Raw genomic sequence first — 25,749 nt, forward strand, 5'->3', positions numbered from 1 at the left:
CCCCGATAGACGTCAAGACAGTACCGAATCCCGGTCGGAAACCACGAGTTCCTGCCCGTGCCCGGTCTGACACGGTCGCCCGCGCGGCCATCGTTCGATCCGTACAACCTTCACACAGCGAGTACCCCCATGAATCCGGAAATCATCAGCGACCTGTCGTCCGAGCAAGCCGACTTGCCTTCCAGCGGAGCGGAAATCGTGGAATTGGCCAAGCCGGAATCCGCCTCCGAAGCCTATCCCTATTACATCGTTCCGCGTCCTCCGGTGCCCGGAAAAACCGCCTGGAGCGTGGTTCCCTGGTGAGGGCAAACCTCCCCCGGCCAGGCCGGCCCCACATACTGGGTCCGCGAGGGACAGCGGCCCCGCGGGGTACCGCGCCGTTTGGGATCCGGGTAGGAAACTACCGGCCTGACGTCGTCAATCTAGCAAAGCTCTAAGCCATGACCCGCACACAAGACCCCAGCCATTGCTCGTTCTGCGGCACGGAGAAAAGCCCGGACACCCCTCTGATCGCCGGCGCCGGCGGCGCCATTTGCGAAGAATGCGTGAAACTGGCCGATCAGGTCGTCGCCAACTGGGGACGCAAGCGCGCGCTCACCGAGATGCTGGGCACGGTGCCCAAGCCGGCCAGGATCAAGGAGATATTGGACGGCTATGTGGTGGGGCAAAATCTGGCCAAGGAGATCCTGGCGGTCGCCGTATATAACCACTACAAGCGGCTCAAGCACGAAAGCGGCGCCGCGGGCCTGGACGGCGAGGATGGCGTCGTGGAACTGGGCAAGTCCAACATCCTGCTGCTGGGGCCCACCGGCACCGGCAAGACCTTGCTGGCCTCCACCCTGGCCCGTATCGTCGGCGTGCCTTTCGTCGTCGCCGACGCCACCACCTTGACCCAGGCGGGTTATGTGGGGGAGGACGTGGAAAGCATACTGTCGCGTTTGCTGGACGTGGCGGACGGCCAGGTCGAACGCGCCGAGTGGGGCATCGTCTATCTGGATGAAGTGGACAAGCTGGCGCGCAGCCCGGAAATGGCCAACTCGTCACGCGACATTTCGGGCGAGGGCGTGCAACAGGCCTTGTTACGCCTGGTGGAAGGCGCCCAGGTGAAAGTTTCCGTGAAAGGCAAGCGCCGCGACGGCAACCCCGAGGAAGTGCTGCTCGACACGCGCAACATCCTGTTCCTCGCCGGCGGCGCTTTTCCCGGGCTGGAAAAACACGTCGCCAAACGCATCGGACCGGCCCGGAGCGGGATCGGATTCCACGTCAGCCCGGTGGATGCCGAGCAGGAACCGGCCCCGGAAGCCTTGCTCAACGAAATCCAGCCCAACGACCTGCGCCATTTCGGTCTGATACCGGAGTTCATCGGACGCTTCCCCGTGCTGGCGCCGCTACAGCCCCTGGACGAAGCGGCACTGATCAGCATCCTCACCGAGCCCAAGAACGCGCTGGTGCGCCAGTACCAGAAGCTGTTCGCCTACGAGAACGTGGACCTGGAGTTCACCGAGGACGCCCTCAAGCACATCGCCCGCAAGGCCATCGCGCGGGAAACCGGTGCCCGCGGACTGCGCAGTATCCTGGAGCAGGTATTGCGCAAGCCCATGTTCGAGATCCCATCGCGGACCGGGATCGAGCGCTGCATCGTGGACGAGGACGTCATCGAGGGGCGGACGGACATCAAGACCGTTCCCGACTCGGCCGTCGGACAGCCGTTGCGGGCCGCAGGCTGAGGCCAGAGCTTATTTCCGCGGCTGATCGTAGGGGAAGTTCCGCAGGATATCGAAGATGCTGCGCTGCAGCGTCTGCACGTCCATAGGGCCGTAGCCGCCCGGTTCCACCCAGCCGACCCAGGCGGGTTTGTGCGTGGTGCCGTCGTAGATCTCCACCACCAGGCGGCGCTCTTCGTAGACCTGGGCGCCGCCCATCCAAGGGGAGCCGTAATAATAATTTCCGTAATAGACCCAGCCGTGGCGGGAAACATAGGCAGGATAAGGCCAATAGCCCCAATTGTAAGGCTCCACGCGCGGCAAGGATTCGCCCTTCACATGAACGGCGAAATCCGCGTTGTCGCGTGTGCCCTCCTTGTAACCCCTGGCAATCAGCGCGTCGCGCACCGCCTGTTCGGCGGGCTTGCCCAGCCGGATCACGACGCCGGGATCCATCCCCGCGCCGGCCGTGGACAGGGGCAGCACCGTGAAGGTCTTGTAGCGGACCAGATCGACGCCGGCGTCGTGTTCGGTGTACACACGGGGAACGACCGCGCATCCCGCCAGCCCTGCCAGCAGCAAAATCGCCAGGGCGGCGAGGCGAGTGGCGAAGAAAAACCGTGAGCGGGGATCGTAGTGTTTCATGGCCTATGCTCCTGAGCCTCCCGGTTGTGCTTACACTCCGGTTCCGGATCCGCGTCCCACCCGGTATCGGGAGATCACATACGCGAGATTTTGAAAGCTAAGAGAGGGGCGATGCGTAAAAGTTCAACGCGGGCATAAGGCCTTTATGCCCGGGCTCGCCTGTTGCGGCGGCCGGCTTCCGCGCGGCTTAGAGCCGCATGGGCATGACGATGGACTTGTAGCGCGGATTGAGCGGGTCTTCTATCAGGCAGCTGCTGGCGGTTTCGGTGAAAGACAGCCTGACGGTGTCGGAGTCGATGTTGTTCGCCGCATCGAGCAGGTAAGCCGCGTTGAAACCGACCTCGAAGGGCTCGCCTTCAAGCCGGATTTCGATTTCCTCCTCGGCCTGATCGTGCTCCGGGTTCTGAGCCGAAAGCTTGAGGGTTTCCGCGCTCAAATCCAGGGCGACGCCGCGGAACTTGTCGGCAGCCAGAATGGATACGCGGGTGAGCGCAGCCTTGAGGGCATCTTTTTCGACCGTGACCACGCGCGCGATTTGTGCGGGCATGACGCGGCGGTAGTCGGGAAAGCGTCCCTCGATCAACTTGGCGGCGAAGCTGAGATCGGCCAGCGTGAGCCGGATATTGTTGGCGGAGATCTGTACGGTAATCGGACTCTCATCGTCCCGAATCAGCCGGTAAAGCTCCAGCACGCCCTTGCGCGGAATGATGACCTGGCGGGACGGCAAGCCCAGGCCGGCCACATTTTCCTCAAACAGCGCCAGGCGATGGCCGTCCGAAGCCACGGTGCGCAGGGTGTCGCCGTCGAGGTCCAGCAGCAGGCCATTGAGGTAATAGCGCACGTCCTGCTGGGCCATGGCGAACAGGGTCTTCTCCATCGCCTGCTTCAACAGTCCGCCCGCCAGGGTAAATTCCACTTCGGCCTGCCCGGCATCGAATACCGGGTAGTTTTCCGCCGGCAAGGTGGCGAGGCTGAACCGGCTGCGCCCGGACTGCAAGCTCAGCTTGTCGTCTCCCACTTCGATCTTGAGCACGCCGCCTTCCGGCAGGGTGCGGCAGATGTCCAGCAGCTTGCGCGCCGGGGCGGTGAACTCGCCTTCCTCGCCGGACTCCGTGAGCGTATGGGTGACGAGCTGGACTTCCAGGTCGGTGCCGACGAGCTCCAGGCGATCTCCGTTGAGGCGCGCCAGGACATTGGCCAGGATGGCCATGGTCTGGCGTTTTTCGATCACGCCGATCACTTGCTGTAACGGGGTCAGGAGGTTTTCTCGGGAGATCGCGAATTTCATCGGCAGCGGCCTTGCGTGGGTGTGGGTTCGTGCGTCCGGTTCAGTTGGCGAGGATGCGCATCAGGTTGGAATAGTCTTCCAGGAACTTGGCGTCGCTATCCTTGAGCTCCTGCACCTTGCGGGTCGCATGGAGCACCGTGGTATGGTCGCGCCCGCCGAACATCTGGCCGATCTCCGGCAGGCTGTGACTGGTCAACTCCTTGGCCAAGGCCATGGCGATCTGGCGCGGTCGGGTCACGGTACGGGTGCGCTTGTTGGAAAGCAGATCGGAGACCCGGATCTTGAAATATTCCGACACCGTCTTCTGGATGTTGTCGACATTGATCATGCGGTCCTGCAGGGCGATCAGGTCGCGCAACGACTCCTTGGCGAACTCCAGGGTGATGGGTTTGCCGGTGAAATGGGCGTTGGCGATGACCCGTCGCAGCGCGCCTTCCAACTCGCGGATGTTGGAACGTATGCGCTTGCCGATGAAGAACGCGACTTCCGGCGACAGCTCCGCGCCGACGTGCTGCGCCTTGCTCATGAGAATGGCGACGCGCGTTTCCAGATCGGGCGGTTCGACCGCCACGGGCAGGCCCCAACCGAAACGGGATTTCAACCGCTCTTCCAGTCCCTTGATTTCCTTGGGATAGCGGTCGCAAGTCAGCACCACCTGATGCTTGTTCTCCAGCAAGGTGTTGAAGGTGTGGAAAAACTCTTCCTGCGAGCGCTCCTTGCCGGCGAAGAACTGGATGTCGTCGATCAGCAGCGCGTCGACAGTCCGGTAATACTCCTTGAACGCGTTGATGGCATTGTGTTGCAGCGCCTTGACCATGTCCGAGACGAAACGCTCGGAGTGCAAGTAGACGATGTTGCTGCCGGGGTTGCCCCTGAGGATCTCGTTGCCGATGGCATGCATCAAATGGGTCTTGCCCAGGCCCGAACCGCCGTAGATAAACAGCGGGTTATAGGCGCGGCCGACGTTTTGCGCGACCTGCAGCGAAGCCGCTTTGGCCAGCTGGTTGGACTTGCCCTCGACGAAATTGTCGAAAGTGAACGCCGCGTTGAGATTGTTGGGCTGCTGCTTGCGCGTGGCGGCCGTTTTGCGCGCCGTCGGCAGTTTGCTTTCGGACCGCGGAACCTCCGCCGGGCGGGTGCCGATTTCGAGCAGAACCCGCAGCGGCGGCTGCGCCTTTTGCTGCGCGACCACCTCCTCGATCTTCTCGAAGAAATGTTGCTTGACCCAGTCCAGCACGAAGCGGTTGGGCGCGAGCAGCTTGAGCTCGCTGTCGTCCTCCACGGCTTGCAAGGGGCGGATCCAGGTATTGAACTGCTGGGGCGGCAACTCGCCTTCCAATTTGCTTAAGCATGCGCTCCACAGCTTAGTCATGGTAGGGAGTCTCGCGGCGACGGAACGAAAGGACGTGTAACAAGATGGACGGGGGGATGGAAGACCAGGGCGAACAACTATACAGCAAGCCTGGTTTATCCACAGCATTGACAGTCGATTAGCTTGTGGCTTAGGATTCGCGGTCATTTTTCCCCCGCCAGCCCTTTCAGGTATGTGACCGATGAAAAGAACTTACCAACCAAGCAAGATCAAGCGTGTTCGTACGCACGGCTTCCGTGCCCGCATGAAAACCCGCGGCGGACGCGCCGTCATCAACGCCCGCCGCGCCAAGGGCCGCAAGCGTCTGAGCGTCTCCGACAAGTAGCGTGGTGCCGGACGGCTGCGGCTTCCCCCGCACGCTGAGATTGACCAAGCCGGCGGACTTTGCCCGCGTGTTCGAGAACGCGCAAAAGTCGGCGGACGGCTATCTCACCGTGCTGGCCCGCACCAACGCCCTCGGCCATCCCCGCTTGGGGTTGGCCATTTCCAAAAGGAATATCCGCAATGCCGTCGACCGCAATCGCATCAAGCGGTGCGTTAGGGAAAGCTTTCGCCTGCAAGCCGCCGAGCTCGGTAACCTCGACATCGTGGTGATGGCCAGGCCGGCGGCGCGGCAGTCCGAGGGAGCGCAATTGCGAGGCTCGCTCGAACGGCATTGGAATAAGCTGGTTAAACGATGCAATTCGCGCTGCTCCGACTCATCCGAATCTACCGCTATTTGATCAGCCCCTGGCTGGGCTATCATTGCCGCTTTCATCCCACCTGCTCAAGCTATGCCATCACCGCCATCGAGCGGTTCGGCGCCTTGCGGGGTGTCTACCTCACGCTAAGAAGACTGTCCAAATGCCACCCCTGGCATAAAGGCGGCCTCGATCCCGTCCCGGAAAAACTTGGTGCCAAACATGGATAACCTAAGGTTTGTGCTGTTCGTCTTTTTTGTATTTTTAACCTATTCCCTGTGGCAGGCCTGGCAACTGGATTACGGCCCCAAGCCGGCCATCCAGCAGGCCCAGGATGCCGGCGGACAAGCGGGGCAGCCAGGCGGCACGTCCAGCCCGTCCGCAGCGCCGTCCGTGTCCCAGGCCTCGCCCGCCGCCGATGAAGGCCTCAAGCAGGCGCAGCGCATCACGGTGTACACCGACGTGCTGCGGGTGGAAGTCGATACCGCCGGCGGCGATATCCGCGTCGTCGACCTGCAGGGCTACCCGGTCGACAAGAACGCGCCCGACAAGCCGGTGCGCCTGCTCAGCGACCAGCCCCAGGATCTCTTCATCTCGCAATCCGGCCTCCTCGCCGAAGGCGAAGCCGGCCCCACCCACCTCAGCCAGTGGCGCGCCGAAGCGGCCGAATACCGCCTGGCGGACGGCCAGGATACCCTGCGGGTACCCCTCACCTGGACCAACGACCAGGGCGTCAAGGTGGTCAAGACCTACGTGCTGCACAAGGGCAGCTACCTGATCGAGATGGAGCAGCAGGTTTCCAACCAGTCTTCCGGGGTTTGGAAGGGCCGCCAGTACACCCAGTTGCAACGCGTACGCCCCATCAAGAAAGCCGGTTCCGCATTCTCCACGTCGTCCGCCGACCGTGCCTACATAGGCGGTGTGCTGCATACCCACGAGGAGAAGTATGAGAAAATCGATTTCGACGACATGGCCGAGCAGAACCTGAACCGCAAGAGCCAGGAAGGCTGGGTCGCCATGATCCAGCACTACTTCATGGCGGCGTGGTTGCCGCAGGCCGGTGAAGAACTCACCTTCTACACCAAAGCCCTGCCGCAGGAACACTTCATCATCGGCGCGTTTTCCCAGCAGGCCGAGATCGCCCCGGGCAGCGAGCGAACCTTCACTTCGCGCCTGTTCGCCGGGCCCAAGCTGCAGCGCGTGCTGGAAGGCATCGCTCCCGGCCTGGAGCTGACCGTCGACTACGGGGCGCTCACCGTGATCGCCAAGCCCATCTTCTGGCTGCTGGAAAAATTCCACGCCTTCTTCGGCAACTGGGGCTGGGCGGTCATCTTCGTGACCATCACCATCAAGGCCCTGTTCTACCGCCTGTCCGCCGCGAGCTACCGCTCCATGGCCAACATGCGCAAGCTGCAGCCCAAGCTGCAGTTGCTGAAAGAACAGCATGGCGCCGACAAGCAGAAGTTCAACATGGCGATGATGGACCTGTACCGCAAGGAAAAGGTCAATCCGCTGGGCGGCTGTCTGCCCATCCTGGTGCAAATACCGGTGTTCATCTCGCTGTACTGGGTGCTGGTGGAGAGCGTGGAATTGCGCCAGGCACCGTTCGCCCTGTGGCTGAACGACTTGTCGTCCATGGACCCTTATTTCGTCCTGCCCATCGTCATGGGCATCTCCATGTTCATCCAGCAGAAGCTGAACCCGCCGCCGAACGATCCGATCCAGGCCAAGGTGATGCAGTTCTTCCCGCTGATGTTCACTTTCTTCTTCGCCTTCTTTCCTTCGGGATTGGTGCTCTACTGGGTGGTCAACAACGTCTTGTCCATCCTGCAGCAATGGCGCATCACGCGGCTGATCGAAAAAGCCGCGTAAGGGGAGCCCGACGGGGCCGGGGGGCGAGAGCCTCCCGGCCTTTTCTTTTTGCGGGCATACAACGGGGCTCTGATTAAGCCATCTCCCTGTGGGCATAGATATCTACACAAGTCCCTACGCAGGAACCGGCGACCGGAGGTCGCTCCTTATCCCCTTCTCCCTCTGGGAGAAGGTGGCCCGAAGGGCCGGATGAGGGAAGGGACCGCTCGGTTCCAGGGCTACAATCCGCGGGCCATGGGGCCGAGCGGTCTCTCCCTTTGGGAGAGGGATTTAGGGTGAGGGTAAAGCACCTGATTTTCAACGACTTTTTCTTAAGCGTTGAGCGCTCAGTCCCTCACCCCTGCCCCTCTCCCAAAAGGAGAGGGGTGAAAATCAATGCGTTGAGAAAATGTGTAGATACCTATGCCCTGTGGGAGAGGATTGGGTGAGGGTAATTAAAATCAGGACCTTGCATTCGACTCATGCGCTGTAAGCGACCTACCAGAGGTTCGTCAAGATGAACGATACGTCCAATGACACCATCGCCGCGGTCGCCACCCCCGCCGGACGCGGCGGGGTGGGCGTCATCCGCGTGTCCGGTCCCGCCACGAGCGGCCTGATAGAAAGCCTGTTCGGGCGGGTTTTGCAGCCCCGGCATGCGCATTTTCTGCCGTTCAAGGACGGTGCCGGCGAGTCTATCGATTCCGGCTTGGCCCTGTTCTTCCCGGCCCCCCACTCGTTCACCGGCGAAGACGTTCTCGAATTGCACGGGCACGGCAGCCCGGTGATCCTGGACCTGCTGTTGCGGCGCTTGTTGGAGTTAGGAGTGCGGCTGGCCCGGCCGGGCGAATTTTCCGAACGCGCCTTTCTCAACGACAAGATCGATCTGGCCCAGGCGGAAGCCATCGCCGACCTCATCGACAGCGCTAGTGAGCAGGCGGCGCGCAGCGCCCAGCGATCCTTGCAGGGCGAATTCTCACGGCGCATCGATGCCCTGCTGGAAAGCCTGATCGAATTGCGCGCCTACACCGAGGTGGCCATCGATTTCGTCGACGAGGACATCGACTTCCTCGCCCAGGGCCAGATCGCCGAGAAGCTGGACGGTCTCGTCGGAAAACTGGACGGCATCCTGCGCACGGCGCGGCAGGGCCAGATCCTGCGCGACGGGTTCAGCGTGGTCATCGCCGGCCGGCCCAACGCCGGCAAGTCCAGCCTGCTGAACGCCCTCACCGGGCGCGACAGCGCCATCGTCACCGACATCGCCGGCACCACCCGCGACGTGCTGCGCGAATACATCCAAATCGACGGCATGCCCTTGCACGTCATCGACACAGCCGGCTTGCGTGACAGCGACAATCCGGTCGAACGGGAAGGCATACGCCGAGCCCGCGCCGCCATCGCGCAGGCCGACCGCATCCTCCTGCTCAGCGACGACCGTGAGACGGATGAAGGCGACGAATGTTTGGCCGAACTGCCGGAGAGGATGCCCGTCACCCGTATCCGCAACAAGATCGACCTGAGCGGCCGTGCGCCGGGTATCCGCGAATCCGGCCACGGCGTCGAGATCGACCTGTCGGTCAAAACCGGCGAGGGGCTGGAACTGCTGCGCCGCCACCTCAAGGAATGCGCCGGCTACGATGCTGAAGCCGGCCAGGTCTTCATCGCCCGCCGCCGACACCTCGACGCCCTGGACCGCGCCCGCGACGCCATCCTCTCCGGACTGACCCAGCTACGCCTAAACCAAGCCCCCGAATTGCTGGCGGAAGACTTGCGCCAAGCGCAACAAGCCCTCGGCGAAATCACTGGCGCCTATACCACCGAGGATCTGCTGGGGAAAATTTTCAGCTCGTTCTGCATAGGAAAATAGTGTTACTTCCGGCGCGTTCTGTGACGTCCTGCTAACCCACTAAAACGACGCGAAAAGGTGGGCTTTTTGTTCCACTGTCGTCTTGCTTGTTCCGCTCAAATCCATCTGAAAATGTTCCCACGAGTAGGAACAGATTGTTACCACCTCCATTTTTCTGGGGGCATTTATGGCCGATAAACATCGTAACAAAATGATCTGCCTAGCCTTGAATGCTACGGTGTAAAAGGCATACAGGCGATTCCAGTGACGATACGCTAGCTTCATGGTCCTTATCCTCCGATAAGGCATCCAGTAGGCGCGTGCCAGTCCCCGGTTAACGCGACGTGGTGAAACAGATGGCCGCCCTCTATGCCACTGTTTGCGCCGGTCCCCTGCGTCCACCTTCTGTGGCTGATCGATCATGCCAGTGTGTGCGCGGCTAAACCCTTCTGACCACGCGCAATAGAACCAAGAAGACGATGGCGCCCACGGTTGCTACGATCAAATCACCGACCCAGCCACCCCCACCGGACATGCCCAGTACATCGAACAGGACACCGCCGAGCACCGCGCCAAACACGCCGACGATGATGTATCCGACAATACCGGAACCACCGCCCTTCACCAGTTTTCCGGCCAACCAACCGGCAGCCAGGCCAACCAACATATACACCAGGAATTTCATAGTGCCTCCTCTTTTTTCAAATCAACACCATGGCTAAGAGTTTAAAGATCACTGGTTGCCGCATCTACGGGACTGTAGTCAGCTTAGGACATGGCCGAAAATTAGTTCCCTATTAACCCGGCCCAGAGGTCATGGTGGGAGCGGCCTTCAGGCCGCGATCTTCACGGGCTAAAGCCCGCGCCCACATAAAACTAACCAGGGATATTTCGGGTCGGGTTAATAAGCTGCTCCAGAGACTGCAAAAGGCAAGACCTGACCCTATTTACTCGCTATTTCGCCCTTGTATTATCGGTTTCGTAGTGCTCTTGCTGGCTTTGGGGATACCCCGCCTTAAGACTCACACCTGGAGGGCACTCCAGGCGCGAGCGACTGGATGCCGTTTGCGCCCTTGGGACACCAAGCCCGCAGCGTAGATCGATGCAGCAGTCGCTCACCCTCATCGAAAGATCGAACAGTATCTACGGCCCTTGGAAGCCTGCTCTCTACTCTACCCAAAATGACCTTGCGATCGATTAAGGCGGCTGTTGTGCCTCCCGCCGGGTTCTTCAATGGATGTGCATTTCCCGATTATTAGCCTTGTCGCTTCTTTGCAATAGATACCTGTCCTGGTCTCCGGGCACGGGTTTTCCGCCGTTGTTCAGATAGAGCAAAGTACCCTCGTCTTTGATTGCGAGCCGGCGTTGAGGGGCCTCTTTGTTGGAGGTCAACAGTACGGTGCCTGTGGCTTCACTCCATTCGTATTTTCCTTTTTCGAAGGATTCCCGGTTTTGCGGCTTGGCGGGTTGGATGACCAAGAGATAATTATTCTTGGGATTCAACGATAGGGTCATTTTAATACCGTTGCAATTTTCTTCTTTACACGGCAAATAGCCGTAAAAAACGCCGCGATATTTGCCTGCCGCCTCCCCGGAACCGGCGTGGCCCGAGTGATCCATGGCACCGAGTTTATTCAATTCGCGAGATTTGAGCGCCTTTTCCTGGATTTGCATATCGGTTTCCGCCCACGCGGCGTTGAGCGGGAGCAGTAATACGCCGACAACTATAAATAACAGTTTTTTAGTCATTTTCGTGTTCAGTGCTTGCACTAGGGATTTCTCTTGATTCTGTGTCCGAGACTCGCAGAGCGTATGAGTCGGATAGGCGGGCGACATTGTACGGCACTCCGCCCACGACGCTAAAAGCCGCAATCAGGTCCGGCCTGTTCTCCGCATCGCACGTTTGCATTACAGTGGCCGCGGGAAAAGCGAACCCCAGTTCGCGAACGGAGGTCACCATGAGCGTGGAATTCAAAGCCTTGTCTGCCGGGATCCTGTTGGTTATGGCCGGCTGCGCATCGCAGCCCGTTCCTTGGGCCGGCGGACACTGGGTCGATCTAAGCCATGCGTTTTCCGCCGCGACGCTTTATTGGCCGACGTCGGAGCCCTTTCATTTGACGCCGGTTTTTTCCGGGACGACGGAAAAAGGCTACCACTACGCGGCCAATCGCTACGATGCGTCCGAACACGGCGGTACGCATTTGGATGCGCCCATCCACTTCGCGGCGCAGGGCGGTACCGTGGAACAGATCCCATTGACTCGACTCGTGGGCCCTGCCGCGGTCATCGATGTATCTGCTCGTGCTCTCAAGGATAAGGATTACCGCATTGCGGTGGCCGATCTTGAGGCATGGGAGCGGACTCATGGCGTTCTGCCGGAGCAGGCCATCGTGCTCTTGCGTACCGGTTATGCCCGCTACTGGCCGCAAGCGGAGCGCTATCTGGGTACCGCCGAAAAAGGGGAGGCCGCCGTGGCGAAACTGCATTTTCCCGGACTGGACCCGGAAGCGGCGCGCTGGCTGGTCGAGCAGCGCCACATCAAGGCCGTGGGGCTGGATACGGCGAGCATCGATTACGGGCAATCGACTCTATTCGAGAGCCACCAGTTCCTGTCGCGAGCGGGCGTCCCGATATTCGAGAACGTCGATCTGCCGGATCAACTACCGGCCACGGCGGCCGTCGTCGTCGCGTTGCCGATGAAAATCGAAGGCGGCAGCGGCGCGCCCTTACGTATCGTCGCATGGGTGCCGGACCGTCCCTAAGCTTCGCCCTTGCTTGTCGGCCGGGGCGTTTCGTTGGCGGCGCCGATTTTCCTGCGGCATACGGCGAGTCCGGGTAGGATGGCGGCGGGGCGCCGAATGCGAAGCCGGACGCTACTTAGTCATCAAGCGGAGGACTGTGTCATGAGTAAACCAGATTGGCTGGCCGATCGGAGTTGTGCTCGGCCGAGCCCCGGCGTTCGAACCGGACGCCCGCTGTGGGCAGCGGCGATATTCGCGCTCGCCCTGAGCGCTTGCGGGTTTCAGAAGCCGGACTATGTGAAGACGATAGGCCCGTTGGAACTGAGCCGGCTGATGCAGAACCAGGACATCTTCCTGGTCGATGTCCATATCCCGGAACAACGGCATATCAAGGGCACCGATCTTTTCATTCCGTACAACGAAATCGAGAAGTATCAAAACAAGCTCCCGCAAGACAAAAACTTGGCCATTTATATTTATTGCAAAGCCGGCCCCATGGGAAATGCGGCGGCAAGATCTCTGCACGAGTTGGGGTATCGCAATTTGACCAATCTCGAAGGCGGGGCCGAGGCCTGGAAAAAGGCTGGTCTTGCGATCGAGTAAGCAAAGGCATGGAGCCGGGGGGATACCGGGTATCCATGCGCCAGGCAAGCGTCGCGTGAGGAGAGACTGAACGGCACGCGGCCATCCGCAATCAGGCCCGTAAGCGACGGCCCTGCGGGTCGCGATCGGTCTTACGCGACCTATTCCCCTTCTTCACCCAATCTGTGAGCGATATGACGCAGTTCGCTCGGGGATATGCCGCAACCGTATCCGGCATCGAAACGACGGAGACCCGTCGCTAGTCGTGAAACTTCACGGGTCCACTCGGCGGGATGACGCAAACTCCGCTCCGCGTCCGCCTCCTGGCGACTCGCGCGTGCGCGCCGGCTCGATCGCCGATGGGGCATGTGGCGCATGACCGGAGATGGCGCAGTTTCTGCTGAATCTGGCTGGCCGACGCAAAGGCGTGCGGTTCCCGCGATGGATGTCCATGCATCATGTGCAGCCCACCGGTGATTCCCCCTATCGGATCAAGGTATGGAATACGCAGATTCCGGCGTCGAAGCCCTCTTTCTGGATCATCTCGAGCCATTGATCCGGATAATCTACCGCATGGTCGGTTGCCGGCAGACGGCGGAAGACCTGGCGCAAGAAGCCTATCTGAGATTGATCCATGCCAGGGAAAGCGATCAGGTCGCTTATCCCCGCCCCTTCCTCTACCAGACCGCCAAGAACCTCGCGCTCGACCATCTGCGCAAGGAGAAGGTGCGCGCGCGGACCGACTGCCCCGATGCCGAGCCCGAACTGCTGGAGCAGGCGCCGGCAAAGACACCGACGCCGGAACACCAAGCCCTGGTCTCCGAGCAAGTCCGGCTGTTCGGCAGCGCCCTGGAGGCATTGTCCGAGCGGCGGCGGCAAATACTGGTTCTCCACCGGTTCCATCACTGGAGCTACGAGCGCATCGCCCAGCATCTGGGCCTGTCGCGGCGGGCGGTGGAAAAAAATATCCATGCCGCGCTGGCGCAGGTGCTGGCCCACATGGCCGAGCAAGGTGGCTAAAGCCGGGGTGTGTTCGGGCGTTTCGAACGTCTGGGACTGATACTATCCCTTTCCGCTTTGACCCTTCCTGCGATGAATCCCATTTCCGGCGACAACGACGGTGGCCCCTCGGGCGCCATACAAGAGGAAGCGCTCGCCTGGTTCGCGAGCCTGCAGGACACCGGCCTCGACCCCAAGCAGCAAGCCGCTTTCGACGACTGGCTAGCGGCCGACCCTCACCACGCGGAGGCTTATGCCAAGGTGCTCGTCTTATGGCGGGCGCCGGCCTTCGAGACCGCGCTGGGGCGATACGCCGACGAGGCGCTGGCCGCGGCCATGAAGCAAAGACGCTCGCGCTGGCGAGCGCCCAGCTGGGCCGCGGCGGCCGCGCTGTTCTGCGCGCTCGCCTGGGGCCTGACGACTTTCGGATGGCTGGACCGCTGGCACGCCGATTACGCCACCGTGGCCGGCGAGCAACGTCGCATCCTCCTGTCCGACGGCTCCGCCGTCACGCTGAATACCGACTCGGCGCTGAAACTGGATTTCAGTGAAAACCGGCGCGGCGTCCGCTTGTTGAGCGGAGAAGCCTACTTCGAGGTGCAGCCGGACAGCGCCCGGCCTTTCGTGGTGACGACCGGTACGGCCCGCGTACGCGTAATCGGAACGCGGTTTTCGGTGTCCACCGGAGCGGAGACGGCGGTCGCCGTCGAAAGCGGCATCGTCGCCTGCGCCAACGAGCAGGGAGACAGTGTTCAGCTCACGCACGGCCAACAGGTCAGCGTGTCGAAACGGCGGATCACCTCTCCCGAGCCTGTCGACGCCGGTCGCGCCTTCGCCTGGCTCAAGGGCCGGCTGATATTCAAGGACCAGCCGCTGGTCCAGGTACTGGAGGAACTCGACCGTTACCATCCGGGCACTATCTTCGTGACGGACAACCGGCTTGCGCAGATTCCCGTCACCGGCAACTACAAGCTCGACGATACCGCCGCCGTCATCCGCGCCCTGGCCGAAGTCACGGGTGGGCACATCACGCATATCTCGAACTACCTGACGATCGTGAGGTAAGGCTCGCGGCGGATGCGCTTGTCCGCCTTTGCGAAACTTTTCTCCCGGCCAGGGTGTATTTCCTCGCTTCGAACGTCTCGGGTAAACGGACGCCGGATTAGGCGTCCGCTATCCCGAAAAGCACAAGCAGGAGATTCCATGAGCCCAGTACGCATCGCCCGGCATGCCGCCGCCTATCCCACGAAAAGATGGACCGTCGTCGCGATTGGCGCCGCCCTGAGCATGCCGGCTTATGCGGCCCGGGCCGCCGATGCCCCTCCGGCTCCGCCCGCTCAGGCCGAGCGTACGCTATCGTTCGCCATCCCGGCCAAGCCACTGGACGAGGCCATCAACGATTTCATCGCCGTCACCGACTGGCAGGTCGGATTCCCCTCGTCGCTGACCCGGGGAATACGCTCGCCGGGCGTTACGGGCCGCTACCCTCCCGCACAGGCATTGGAAAAACTGCTGGCAGGTAGCGGATTGACCTATCGAGCGGCCGGCCCGAATACGGTCACCTTGCAAAAGGCCCCGCCTGCGCCCGCTCCGCCCGGCAAACCCGCCGCACCGGTCAAGGCCGAATCGGGCCAGACCACGCTGAACAAGGTCACCGTCACCGCGGCACGCTCCGAGGACGAGGGCACCGGCAGCCTGACCACGCCTTCTTTGGCGGAATCCCAGGCCAAACTCGACAAGGTGCCCGGCGGCACGACCTTGATCGATGGCGAGCGCATCAAGGAAGGCGCGAGCTTTACCGTCAACGACGCCTTCGCTTACGCGCCCGGCGTATACGTGGGCGACAGCTCGGGCAGCGTGGCGGGCGGCTCGCGCATCTCCATCCGCGGGTCGGACATCAATTCCTTCATCTCGCCGATACGCGGCATCAAATTCCTGCGCGACGGGCTCCCTTTCACCAATGCCAACGGTTTTACCGACGTCGAAACCCTCAATCTTTATTCCGTCAAGCAAATCGAGGTATACCGCGGCGCCAGCGCGTTGGAGTACGGGGCCAGCAATCTGGGCGGAGCCGTCAACTTCGTCAGCCCCACCGGCTACACGGCCGACAAGCTGCGGATAGGCACCACGCTGGGCACCAACGGCTACGTCAATTCCACCTTCAGCAGCGGCGCCGTGCTGGGCGGAGGCTGGGACGCCTACGGTTCCCTGTCGTACGTCACTTTCAACGGCAATCGTCAGAGCAACGAACAAGAGCTTTTTTACGGCTACGGCAACATCGGCTACCGCTGGAACGAGCAGAACGAAACCCGCTTGCACATCGACATCCAGGACATCGATTACCAGGCCTGGGCCGGCGGCTTGACCAAGCAACAGCTCAAGCAGGACCCCCACCAAAACGAAACGACATCCAGACCGCGAAATGGCTGGCCGCTTTACAAGTTCGACCTGCGCCATACCGTCCGTCTCGACGACGGCGACCAGTTCGACTTCGGCGCTTATTACTTCAACAAGGATTTTTCCTTCACCGATGCGGCCTGGGGCTTTTACCGCGACCTGTGGCAGGATGCCGGATTCTCCTGGCGCCATCAGATCAACACCCGGTTATTCGGCCTGCAAAATCGCGTGGTATGGGGCGGCCTGACGCAATGGATGTGGATCAACGACCACGAGAACGATCCCGTGAACGGCAGCCGGGGGCCTTTGCGTTTCAACGAACGCGACGACTGGAACAATGTCGAGGCTTATCTGGAAGACCAGCTAAGCCTTACCGACGACTTCAACCTGGTGCTGGGCGGCCAGGTAACCTACCGCAAGGTGGCCTATCAGCACCGCTTTCCCGAACTGGCCCCGGGTGAACGCACCCAGGCCGGCCAGGATTTCTTCAACTTCAATCCCAAGCTGGGCTTTACCTGGCAGGCGACCAAGGCCGCGCAGATCTATGGCAACCTGAGCCGCAGCGCGGAAACCCCACCGCTCAGCGATTTATCCAGCGTCTTCCAGCAGCCGCGTCTCACCAGCCAGACCGGAACGACCGTGGAAATCGGCACGCGCGGGCAATCGGAGTGGTTGAAGTGGGACTTGGCCTTCTACCACGCCTGGCTGAACAACGAGTTGCTCATCATCTCCAGCCCGTTCAATCCGACCGTGTTCAGTACCACCAACGCCGGCAACACCCAGCACACCGGCATCGAACTGGGCCTGGAAAGTACCCTGCCCTTGGGGCTGATCGCCGAGGACGACCAGATCCGCCTGCGCGGCAGCTACACCTGGAGCCGCTTCCAGTTCGACAGCGATCCCGTGCTGAAAGACAACCGGCTGCCGGGCATACCCGAGCACAACGCCCGCTTCGAGGCGCTTTATCAGCATCCGAGCGGCTTCTATGCAGGCCCCAATGTACAGGCGGTCGGCTCCAACTGGGTGGATTTCACCAACACCCTCGCCGCCAAGCCCTATGCCCTGTTCGGCGCGCGCGTCGGTTGGGACGACGGCCGGCATTGGAAGGTATTCGTGGACGGCCGCAACCTGACCAACGAGCGTTACGCCGCCTCGGTCTGGGTGATGGGCGATGCCCGCCACCAGGATCAGGCGCAGTTCAATCCCGGGGCGACCCGCATGGTGTTCGGCGGTTTCGAATACCGCTACTGATTGACCATGCCTACTGCAAAATCCCAACGCCTTGTCCGCCTGAAGTCCCGCCGCAAGCTTTGGCTGGATGTCCACCTGTGGCTGGGACTTATCGCCGGGGTTCCCCTGCTGATCTTCGGCATCACCGGCAGCATCCTGGTATTTCAGCAGGAGATCGACGAATGGCTGAATCCGCACCTGCTCACCGTAGAAGCCAGACCGGAAGGCTATCGGCCGCTGGATGAGCTAATCGACGCCGGAATCGCGGCCCTGCCGGGAGCCAGCCTGACCTTCGCCGCTTATCCGCGCAATGAAACGGCCGCCCTGAGGCTGCGCTTCAACCGGAAAATCCCGGACGCCCCGGCGACGGAGAACCGGGAGGTCGCCGTCGATCCCTACACCGCGCGAGTCATCGGCCAGCGCCTGATGGGACGTTCCGACAGTCCGTTCCCGAAGACCTTCATCGGTTTCATCTTCGAGCTGCATTATGCGTTTTTCCTGGGCGAAACGGTGGGGTATGCCTGCACCGGCATCCTCGGCGCCTCACTCATCATCTCGGTATTGAGCGGCCTGATCGTCTGGTGGCCCCTGACCGGGAAATGGCGGCAGGCGCTCACCCTCAAGCGCAGGGCCAGCGCGGAGCGCCTCAACTTCGATCTGCACAAGACGTCCGGTTTCTACACCACCCTCGTCATGTTGCCGGTGCTGTTCTCCGGCATCTACATGAATCTGCCCCAATACGTGGTGCCCGTGATCGAGCTGTTCTCGCCGGTGACCTACCGCTACTGGTTCCAGTCCACCCCGCTTCCGAACGCGGAGCCCATCACCCTGGGGCAGGCCGTGAACATAGCGGACCAACGCTACCCATCCGGCCGTCCCGACTGGATCTACGGCGCACCGGAAGCGACCCGCACCTACACCGTCTGCAAGCACGACGTGAACGAGCCGGGCAGCTTGCTCCATCGCCGCTGTGTGGTGATGGACCGCTACAGCGGAAAAATCCTCGACATCGACGATCCGTCCCTCGGCACGGCGGGCGAGGTGTTCACCCACTGGCAATGGCCGCTGCATTCCGGGCAGGCTTTCGGCATGAGCGGACGCATCCTGGTGTTCGTCACCGGACTGGCCTGTCCGCTGCTCTTTGTCACCGGCCTGATACGCTGGCTGCAGAAACGAAGGGCGCGCGCCCTTCGGCCCCGCGCGGCGGCTCGCGCATAATCATTCGCCGCCAGCGCGTGGCTTTATCCCACCCGACCGCGCTACTTGCCGCCGGTTTTCCATTCGGGGTAGCGCGGGTAGCGCGATAACGTTCTTGTACTAGGCTTCGCCGGGTACTGCGATCGTTTCGAATACTATAAGGATATTTCCATGAAATTCTCCCGCATGAAAATAGGCCTACGCCTGTCCATTGGTTTCGGTACCGTTTTGCTACTCATGCTGGCAATAGGCCTAACGGGAATGTGGTCGAGCCACAAAATAGCCGCATCCGCACAACGGGTCGTTGATGTCGACAGCGGAATCCTGGACAAGGCCTTGCGGATCCAGATCAGCGTACTCAATCTGCGCCGCTTCGAAAAAGATATGTTCATCAACCTAGGCTCGCAGAAGGATTATGAAAAGTATGTGCTTCAATGGCACACGGCGCGCAAGGAAGTGCAAGGGCATATCGAATCTCTGAAACCCTTGCTGGAGAATGCGGATCAGAAAGCCAATCTCGATCATATATCCGCCGACCTGGCCATTTATGATGGCGGTATTCAGAGTATATCCGCGCTGATCGGCGAGAATAAAATCACCACCACCCAGGACGCCAATACGGCCATGGTCCCCTATAAAGAGGCCGTGCGCAGGGTCGACCAATACGTCGCAGCGCTCAGCGAGTTCGCTGGCGCGCAAATGCAGTTATCCAAGGCCGGCGTACAGAGTTTGATTTTCACGGTCAACGTGCAGACCATTCTCTTGCTGCTGGCCGGCATGGCATTCGCGCTGCATCAAGCTTACAAACACGTCCGCAGCATTACCGCGCCGTTGGCTCACGCCCACGAAGTATCGAGAAAAATGGCCGGCGGAGACTTCAACTTCACCATACAGGTCCACGGCGAAGACGAAATCAGCGAATTGCTGGTGGCAATCGCGGGGGTGCAAACCACGCTGCGCAACCTCATCGGCGACTTTAACGCCCTTTCGCGGGCGGCGCTGCGCGGGGAGTTGGCCACCCGCGCGGAAGTCGCCCGGCATCCGGGGGAGTTCCGGCAAATCGTGGCCGGGGTGAACGATACCCTGGACGCGGTGACGGGCCCCCTGCATCGGGCAGCCGAATATGTCCACCGGATCGCCCGCGGCGATCTGCCGGCAAAGATAACCGAGGACTACCCCGGCGAGTTCAATGCAATCAAAGACAACCTGAATCTGGCCATCCATAACATCGACGCCTTAATAAGCGATACCGACGGGTTGGTAAAAGCCGCGGTAGAGGGGAAGCTCAATATCCGCGCCGACGGGTCCAGGCATCATGGCGGCTTCCGCAAGATCGTCCAAGGGATCAACGACACCCTGGATGCCGTGATCGGCCCTCTGGGGGTGGCCGCGGAGTACGTCAACCGTATCGCGCACGGTGATTTGCCGCCCAAGATCAAGGAACAGTACCGGGGCGACTTCAACGCGATCAAGGACAACCTCAACCTGGCGATAGACAATATCAGCGCCCTGGCGGAAGACACCGACCTGCTGGTGTCGTCCGCCGCCGCTGGCAAGTTGGATACGCGGGCCGATGCATCCAGGCATCGGGGGGCCTACCGGGAAATCGTACGGGGGATCAACGAAACGCTGGACGATATCGTCGGGCCGCTCGAACTGGTGGAGCGGGTATTGGCAGCCTTGGCCAAAGGGGACCTCAGCGAACGGATAGACGCCCGCTTCACGGGCACCTTTGCCACCTTATGCGAGGACGCCAACCTCACGGTCGACAACTTGGCGCAGAGCGTGCTCATGATCAAGGAAGCGACCGATGCCATCAACACGGCCTCCAAGGAAATCGCATCGGGCAACTCGGACTTGTCGCACCGCACGGAACTGCAGGCCTCCAGCCTGGAGGAAACGGCTTCCAGTATGGAAGAACTGTCGTCGGCGGTGAAGCAAAACGCCGAAAACGCCAAGCGGGCCAATCAGATGGCGGAGGCCGCCTCCGAGGTGGCCACCAGGGGCGGGGCGGCGGTGCAGCGCGTGGTTGGCACCATGAACGAGATCAACACCAGCGCCCGGAAGATCGTCGATATCATCAGCGTGATCGACGGCATCGCCTTCCAAACCAATATTCTTGCGCTCAACGCGGCCGTGGAAGCGGCCCGGGCCGGCGAACAAGGCCGGGGTTTCGCCGTAGTGGCGGGCGAAGTTCGTAACCTGGCGCAACGCTCCGCATCGGCGGCCAGGGAAATCAAGTCGCTGATCGTGGATTCGGTCGAAAAAGTGGAGAACGGCACCTCGCTGGTGGAAGAAGCCGGCCGCACCATGGATGAGATCGTCACGTCGGTGGAACGCGTCACCGGCATCATGGCGGACATTACCGCCGCGTCCATCGAGCAGAGCAGCGGCATCGAGCAGGTGAATAAAGCCATCATCCAGATGGACGAAGTGACCCAGCAGAATGCGGCCTTGGTGGAGCAAGCGGCAGCGGCGGCGGAGTCCTTGGAAGAACAAGCCGCCAATCTCGCGGTCATGATGTCGCGCTTCCGGCTGGCCGGCCGAGGACTCGTCGCCGTCGGTATGTCGTACAACTAGCCTCACGGGCTATCGGCAAGCCGCCCGATTCGCTCGTCGGCGTGCTGGGCAAATCTTTCCGGGCTTTGGCGCGGGCGGCGTATCAGGACACCGCTCCGGCCGATCGGCGGTTTACGGCGGGCAAATTCCGCACGGCACGCCATGCCACGGGGTGTGGCATATGCCCCATGGCCTCCCCAAAAAATCGGATAACCGCTTTCCAGCCTTGTCGTAAGCAGCCGTATTTCAAGGACTTTTACCATCTGGCACCTGCCTTGCTAAAACTTGCCTCGGAACCGTTTCGGGAGCAGGTTTTTCATGAGTACAGGAGCAGGCAAGCCGGGTGGGGGACCTTAACGCGTGGAATCGCAGGATGAAGGGACTACGCTCGCCGACTGGTTTCGCGCTCATCGCCAGGAACTGGTGTCTTTTCTGGCGCTACGCCTGCGCTGCCGGGACACCGCCGGGGACCTGGCGCAGGAGACCTATCTGAGGCTGTATCAATACGGCGAGGCGACCATCGCCAATCCGGGCGCCTTCGCCTTCCGGGTGGCTGCCAACCTGGTGGTGGACCATCAGCGCAAGCAGGCGGTACGCGCGCGTTTCGAAACGGATGAGCTCCCTGTCGAAGAGATGGAATGCGTGCCGGCGGGTGCTGCGACCCCCGAACAAATCCTGTCTCATCGGGAGCGACTGGACTTGCTGCAGGAGGCCCTGGCGGAGCTCCCCGTGGATTGCCGCACGGCTTTCTATTTGAACCGGGTCCAGGGCCGTTCCCATGCCGACATCGCCCGGCACCTGGCGATTTCCGAATCCATGGTGGCGCGGCATCTGGCGCGCGCCATGCGGCACTGCAAACAACGACTGGACTAAACGCCTGGCCAGGCCTCTGCCACCGGTGTAAGTTTGCCCGCTCCGGACGTCTTACTTGATATGCTCCCCATTATATTGTGGCGATAACCGTGCCCGCCCCCACGCCCAGCCTACTGGCCACGCCCCCCGGCGGACCGCCATGAACGACGACGCCCGGCTGTTTCCGCCCGCCTCCTCCTATCCATCGGCTGGTGCATACACCGGCCCCGGTGCGGAGAGGGATGCGACGGCAGCCCCCCTGAGCGATCAAGCGATCGACTGGGTGGTTGTGGCGCATTCCGGCCAGGCGAACGAGGATGACCGCCGACGCCTGGCTGCCTGGAAAATGCAGAGTCCGGAGCACCGGCAAGCGTACGACGAAGCCTTGCGGCTATGGGCCGACATGGGGGAAGCGCTGGACGACTCGGCGCCCGCGATCCCCCCAAGACGACCCGTGGACATGGATAGACACGCCGCCATGCGCCGGCGCAGACCCGCCGCGCTGGCGGCCGCCGCGGCCATTTTGCTCGCCGTGATCGGTGGACTGCTGCATGGGCTGCATTACACCGATCCGCTGCTCAGCGATTACTACACCCGCACGGGCGAGCGGCGCGAGCTGAACCTTGCCGACGGCAGCCGTATCGTGCTGGACACCGAGACCGCCATCGACGTCGGCTTCGACCAGAGCGGGCGGCGTATCCGCCTGCTGCACGGCCGCGCACGCTTCCAGGTAGCCGCCGATCCCGCGCGGCCATTCGAGGTGACGGCCGGAGCCGGCGTGACGCGAGCCTTGGGTACCGTGTTCGACGTCCGGCAGGAGAACGGTCGCGTCCGGGTCACGGTGCAGGAACACGCCGTCGCCGTCAGGGCGAAAGCGCGGCCCGACCTGCCGGCCAGAGTGGAGGCCGGACAACAATTGAGCTATTCCGACAGCGGAGAAATCGAGCGCGCCGTTCCTGTCGACCTGAGCGTAGCGACTGCCTGGCAACGGCACAAACTGATATTCCGCGAACGCCCGCTGGCCGAAGTGGTGGGTGAATTGAACCGCTATCGCAAAGACAAGGTTCTCCTGGTCGGCCCGGCTCTCAATCAAATACGCGTGACCGGCGTGTTCCCGCTCGATGACGGGGACGATGCGCTGCAAACCGTCACTTCGACCTTGAGCTTGCAGTTGACCCGAATCGGCCCGTTAGCCTTGTTGCATCGTTGATCGGGCACGGTTTGCGCAAGCCGAGGTAAAAAAATTCGCCTCGACGGTGCAAGAATTCGCTTCCGGCTCGTCAGTACTCAGTGATTGGACAAAACAACACCGAGGAAACTGATGAAACCCACCCCGATCTTCGCTCCGTTGCTTCTCGCCGTCTCGGTCGCACTGCCAGCCGCCTCCGTCTCCGCCGAACAGGCGCTCGCCGCCTACGATATTCCCGCCCAGCCCCTGGCCGGCGCGCTGACGGCCTTCGCCGACCAGGCCAACATCAAGCTGATGTTCGAATCGGCACTGACTCGGGGACTCAGAACCAGAGGTGTCAGCGGCAAACTATCCCGCGATGCCGCACTGAACCAGTTGCTGGAAGGTACCGGACTCGGCTATCGCTACACGGGAGATGAAACGGTGACGCTGGAGCGCGCCACCGTTCCGCGGCTGCAACCCAACAAGGCGGAGCCGCCTGCCCTGCCGACAGTAAAGGTCACCGGCAAAGTGGCTTATGACCCGACCGATCCGTTCAATCGAGACTACGCGGCCGCCAAAGCGAGCAGCGTGACCAAAACCGAAACGCCACTGATAGAAACCCCGTTCTCGGTCCAGGTGATCGACAAAGCCGTTGTGAACGATCAACAGGGGGTACGCATCAGCGACGCGTTGCGCAATGTGAGCGGCTATTTCAATACCAGCAGCGGCATCCACTACGACCACGCGTTCTTGCGCGGATTTCAGGTGGGCAGCCGGATGTATATCGACGGCTTCCGTGACCAGGCTCAATCCCGCTCGCTGGCGAATCTCGACCGTATCGAGGTGATCAAGGGTCCGGCGGCCGCTCTTTATGGTCGCCTGGCGCCCGGCGGGCTGATCAACCATGTCACCAAGCGCCCGTTGACCACACCCTATTATTCGATTCAGCAGCAATTCGGTTCTTACGACTTATACCGCACTCAGGTCGATGCGACCGGTCCGTTAACGAACGACGGAGCGTTGGCGTATCGAATCAATATGGAGTATCTGGATACCAACTCCTTTGTTGACTACCTGCACAACCAACGCGCAACCGTCGCCCCCTCATTGACCTGGAGAATATCGGACCGCACGCAGCTCGACCTGGATTTTCGATATAACGAAACTCAGGGAGCGCCGAATTTTGGCATCCCTGCGGTGGCTAAGCGACCGGCCAGTGTGCCCATCAGCCGGTATATCGGAGAGCCTACCGACAACGATGACTCCACGCTTTATTTCGGCGGGATCGGTTTGCTGCACAAGTTTTCGGACGACTGGAAACTGGAAGCCAAATTTGGCTACAACCATTCCGAGCAGCTTTTCAGGGATACGGGTATCGACACTTTCGATGAAAACACGGGTAATGCCGAGATGGGTTATTACAGCTCGGATTATCGGGAATACAGTTACCAGGGACTGCTGAAACTGACCGGTAAATTCTCGTGGTGGGAAACTCACCACACCCTGGTTACGGGATGGGATTACTACAAGCGATCCGGCTCGGAGAATGCGTACTATCTGGCCAAAAGCATGGGTACCATGACGTTTCCGGCCGATCTGAATATTTACCGTCCGGTCTACGGATTGCCCGGGGTCAATATGGCCTTGGAAACACCCAATTCGCCCTGGTTTGCCAGCGAAACCTGGTACGGCTTCTACGTTCAAGACGATATGAAGTTTCTGGACGACTGGCACCTGCTTTTCGGAACCCGTTTCGACCAGGCCAATTCCGTGACGTCAACCTCGCCGAACTGGGTAAACCCCATAAAGACCAACGACGCCGAATTCAGTCCCAGGGTCGGCTTGCTGTACCAGCCGGTTCGCTGGCTTTCCCTGTATGCCAACTATGTCAAAGCCTTTAACGGCGCCAACACCGCCAAACTAGCGCCCGGCGAAAAGAATACGCCCGAGCATTCCGAATCCTACGAAGCCGGAATAAAGGGGGAATGGTGGGATGGCGGGCTCACGGCCAACCTGGCTTATTACGAACTGACTAAAACGAACATACCCATCACCCATCCTGACCCGTCGATGGCCAGTCAGCGCTACAACCTGCTGGCCGGCGAAGCCAAAAGCAAGGGCGTGGAGTTCGACGTTACCGGTAAACTCACCGAAAGCTGGAGCGTGATCGGTACCTATACCTACACCGACACCCAGTTCATACGCGCCAATCAGAATATTCAGGGCCACCAATTCGCCGGCGTGCCCGTTCATGCCGGAACGCTCTGGTCGCGCCATGAATTCGGCGGTCTTGGCTTGCCGGGCCTTTGGTCGGGTGCGGGCGTATTTGTCGCCGGGCAGCGCGAGGGCGATAACGCCAACAGTTTCCAGTTGCCGGGCTTTGTCCGGGTCGACGCCGCGCTGGGGTATTCCTTGAACGTCGGCCCATCGAAAGTGAGCCTGCAGTTCAACGTGAATAACCTGCTCGATAAGCAGTATTACGCCAGTTCGGGATCTAGCGGCTCACGAACCGGTGTTCTGCCCGGATCTCCCAGGACATTCATGGGTTCGGTCCGCGTCGAATTCTGATCGCCGACTTATTAACCCGGGGCAGGGATGCCCCGGCGCGGCGACAGGCTTTGGCCCGAAATACCATA

Annotated in this window: 22 protein-coding genes; 17 read left to right on the plus strand and 5 right to left on the minus strand. The window is 61.1% G+C overall.

Annotation, left to right across the window (positions count from 1 at the left end; all coding sequences use genetic code 11):
* Positions 1–129 precede the first annotated feature (129 nt).
* Positions 130–303, plus strand: a complete 174-nt coding sequence (locus JWZ97_RS12140; RefSeq protein ID WP_205429549.1) for a hypothetical protein — start codon at positions 130–132, stop codon at positions 301–303.
* A 137-nt stretch (positions 304–440) separates the two neighbouring features.
* The gene (gene clpX / locus JWZ97_RS12145) at positions 441–1,727 is read left to right on the plus strand and encodes an ATP-dependent Clp protease ATP-binding subunit ClpX (protein WP_205429551.1); all 1,287 of its coding nucleotides are present in this window, start codon (positions 441–443) and stop codon (positions 1,725–1,727) included.
* A 9-nt stretch (positions 1,728–1,736) separates the two neighbouring features.
* On the opposite strand, the gene JWZ97_RS12150 is transcribed toward clpX, so the two are convergent.
* The 3 genes from JWZ97_RS12150 to dnaA all read right to left on the minus strand — a co-directional run bounded on the left by JWZ97_RS12150 (position 1,737) and on the right by dnaA (position 5,008).
* Complete coding sequence (locus JWZ97_RS12150; protein WP_205429554.1) at positions 1,737–2,348, minus strand: DUF4136 domain-containing protein; 612 nt, start codon at positions 2,346–2,348, stop codon at positions 1,737–1,739.
* A 187-nt stretch (positions 2,349–2,535) separates the two neighbouring features.
* Entirely contained in the window at positions 2,536–3,636 is a 1,101-nt protein-coding gene (dnaN, locus tag JWZ97_RS12155; RefSeq protein WP_205429556.1) for a DNA polymerase III subunit beta, read from the minus strand.
* A 40-nt stretch (positions 3,637–3,676) separates the two neighbouring features.
* Positions 3,677–5,008 carry a chromosomal replication initiator protein DnaA gene (dnaA, locus tag JWZ97_RS12160; RefSeq protein ID WP_205429559.1) on the minus strand — a complete coding sequence of 444 codons (1,332 nt, stop codon included), beginning with the start codon at positions 5,006–5,008 and terminating at the stop codon, positions 3,677–3,679.
* 181 nt (positions 5,009–5,189) lie between these two features.
* On the opposite strand from dnaA, the gene rpmH reads away from it, so the two are divergent.
* The 5 genes from rpmH to mnmE all read left to right on the plus strand — a co-directional run bounded on the left by rpmH (position 5,190) and on the right by mnmE (position 9,406).
* Positions 5,190–5,333, plus strand: coding sequence for a 50S ribosomal protein L34 (rpmH, locus tag JWZ97_RS12165; protein ID WP_205429562.1), 144 nt, complete (start codon positions 5,190–5,192; stop codon positions 5,331–5,333).
* A gap of 1 nt (position 5,334) precedes the next feature.
* A complete protein-coding gene (rnpA, locus tag JWZ97_RS12170) occupies positions 5,335–5,730 on the plus strand; it encodes a ribonuclease P protein component (protein WP_205429563.1) in 396 nt (131 codons plus the stop codon).
* Entirely contained in the window at positions 5,685–5,918 is a 234-nt protein-coding gene (yidD, locus tag JWZ97_RS12175) for a membrane protein insertion efficiency factor YidD (RefSeq protein WP_205429566.1), read from the plus strand. Before rnpA ends, yidD begins: the two co-directional genes overlap by 46 nt.
* Positions 5,911–7,560: a membrane protein insertase YidC gene (gene yidC / locus JWZ97_RS12180; protein WP_205429569.1), complete on the plus strand. Its 1,650-nt coding sequence runs from the start codon at positions 5,911–5,913 to the stop codon at positions 7,558–7,560. The genes yidD and yidC overlap by 8 nt, the downstream gene beginning before the upstream one ends.
* Before the next feature lie 496 nt (positions 7,561–8,056).
* Positions 8,057–9,406 (plus strand): tRNA uridine-5-carboxymethylaminomethyl(34) synthesis GTPase MnmE, encoded by a 1,350-nt coding sequence (mnmE, locus tag JWZ97_RS12185; RefSeq protein ID WP_205429573.1) that lies wholly within the window; start codon positions 8,057–8,059, stop codon positions 9,404–9,406.
* A 418-nt stretch (positions 9,407–9,824) separates the two neighbouring features.
* Here the strand turns inward: mnmE and JWZ97_RS12190 are convergent, their stop codons facing one another.
* Both JWZ97_RS12190 and JWZ97_RS12195 read right to left on the minus strand, forming a co-directional pair.
* Positions 9,825–10,070 carry a GlsB/YeaQ/YmgE family stress response membrane protein gene (locus tag JWZ97_RS12190; protein ID WP_205429576.1) on the minus strand — a complete coding sequence of 82 codons (246 nt, stop codon included), beginning with the start codon at positions 10,068–10,070 and terminating at the stop codon, positions 9,825–9,827.
* Between the two features lie 545 nt (positions 10,071–10,615).
* Complete coding sequence (locus tag JWZ97_RS12195) at positions 10,616–11,134, minus strand: copper resistance protein NlpE (protein WP_240342332.1); 519 nt, start codon at positions 11,132–11,134, stop codon at positions 10,616–10,618.
* 209 nt (positions 11,135–11,343) lie between these two features.
* Here JWZ97_RS12195 and JWZ97_RS12200 point away from each other — a divergent pair, with 209 nt between their 5' ends.
* The 10 genes from JWZ97_RS12200 (at position 11,344) to JWZ97_RS12245 (ending at position 25,681) form a co-directional block, all read left to right on the plus strand.
* Positions 11,344–12,147 carry a cyclase family protein gene (locus tag JWZ97_RS12200; protein WP_205429579.1) on the plus strand — a complete coding sequence of 268 codons (804 nt, stop codon included), beginning with the start codon at positions 11,344–11,346 and terminating at the stop codon, positions 12,145–12,147.
* A gap of 141 nt (positions 12,148–12,288) precedes the next feature.
* Entirely contained in the window at positions 12,289–12,729 is a 441-nt protein-coding gene (locus tag JWZ97_RS12205; RefSeq protein ID WP_205429581.1) for a rhodanese-like domain-containing protein, read from the plus strand.
* Between the two features lie 477 nt (positions 12,730–13,206).
* Positions 13,207–13,728 carry an RNA polymerase sigma factor gene (locus JWZ97_RS12210; RefSeq protein ID WP_205429583.1) on the plus strand — a complete coding sequence of 174 codons (522 nt, stop codon included), beginning with the start codon at positions 13,207–13,209 and terminating at the stop codon, positions 13,726–13,728.
* 72 nt (positions 13,729–13,800) lie between these two features.
* On the plus strand, positions 13,801–14,772 hold the full coding sequence (locus JWZ97_RS12215) for a FecR family protein (protein ID WP_205429584.1): 972 nt from the start codon (positions 13,801–13,803) through the stop codon (positions 14,770–14,772).
* 138 nt (positions 14,773–14,910) lie between these two features.
* Positions 14,911–17,355 carry a TonB-dependent receptor gene (locus JWZ97_RS12220; RefSeq protein WP_205429586.1) on the plus strand — a complete coding sequence of 815 codons (2,445 nt, stop codon included), beginning with the start codon at positions 14,911–14,913 and terminating at the stop codon, positions 17,353–17,355.
* Positions 17,356–17,361: 6 nt separating this feature from the next.
* Positions 17,362–18,552, plus strand: coding sequence for a PepSY domain-containing protein (locus tag JWZ97_RS12225; protein ID WP_205429588.1), 1,191 nt, complete (start codon positions 17,362–17,364; stop codon positions 18,550–18,552).
* Positions 18,553–18,702: 150 nt separating this feature from the next.
* Positions 18,703–21,111 (plus strand): methyl-accepting chemotaxis protein, encoded by a 2,409-nt coding sequence (locus JWZ97_RS20250; protein ID WP_205429590.1) that lies wholly within the window; start codon positions 18,703–18,705, stop codon positions 21,109–21,111.
* 339 nt (positions 21,112–21,450) lie between these two features.
* Positions 21,451–21,963: a sigma-70 family RNA polymerase sigma factor gene (locus JWZ97_RS12235; protein WP_205429592.1), complete on the plus strand. Its 513-nt coding sequence runs from the start codon at positions 21,451–21,453 to the stop codon at positions 21,961–21,963.
* A gap of 139 nt (positions 21,964–22,102) precedes the next feature.
* Positions 22,103–23,152, plus strand: coding sequence for a FecR family protein (locus tag JWZ97_RS12240; RefSeq protein WP_205429594.1), 1,050 nt, complete (start codon positions 22,103–22,105; stop codon positions 23,150–23,152).
* 111 nt (positions 23,153–23,263) lie between these two features.
* A complete protein-coding gene (locus JWZ97_RS12245; protein WP_205429596.1) occupies positions 23,264–25,681 on the plus strand; it encodes a TonB-dependent receptor in 2,418 nt (805 codons plus the stop codon).
* The last annotated feature ends 68 nt before the right edge of the window (positions 25,682–25,749 follow it).

Origin of the sequence: Methylococcus sp. EFPC2 (genome assembly GCF_016925495.1) — a bacterium.
Taxonomy (GTDB): Bacteria; Pseudomonadota; Gammaproteobacteria; order Methylococcales; family Methylococcaceae; genus EFPC2.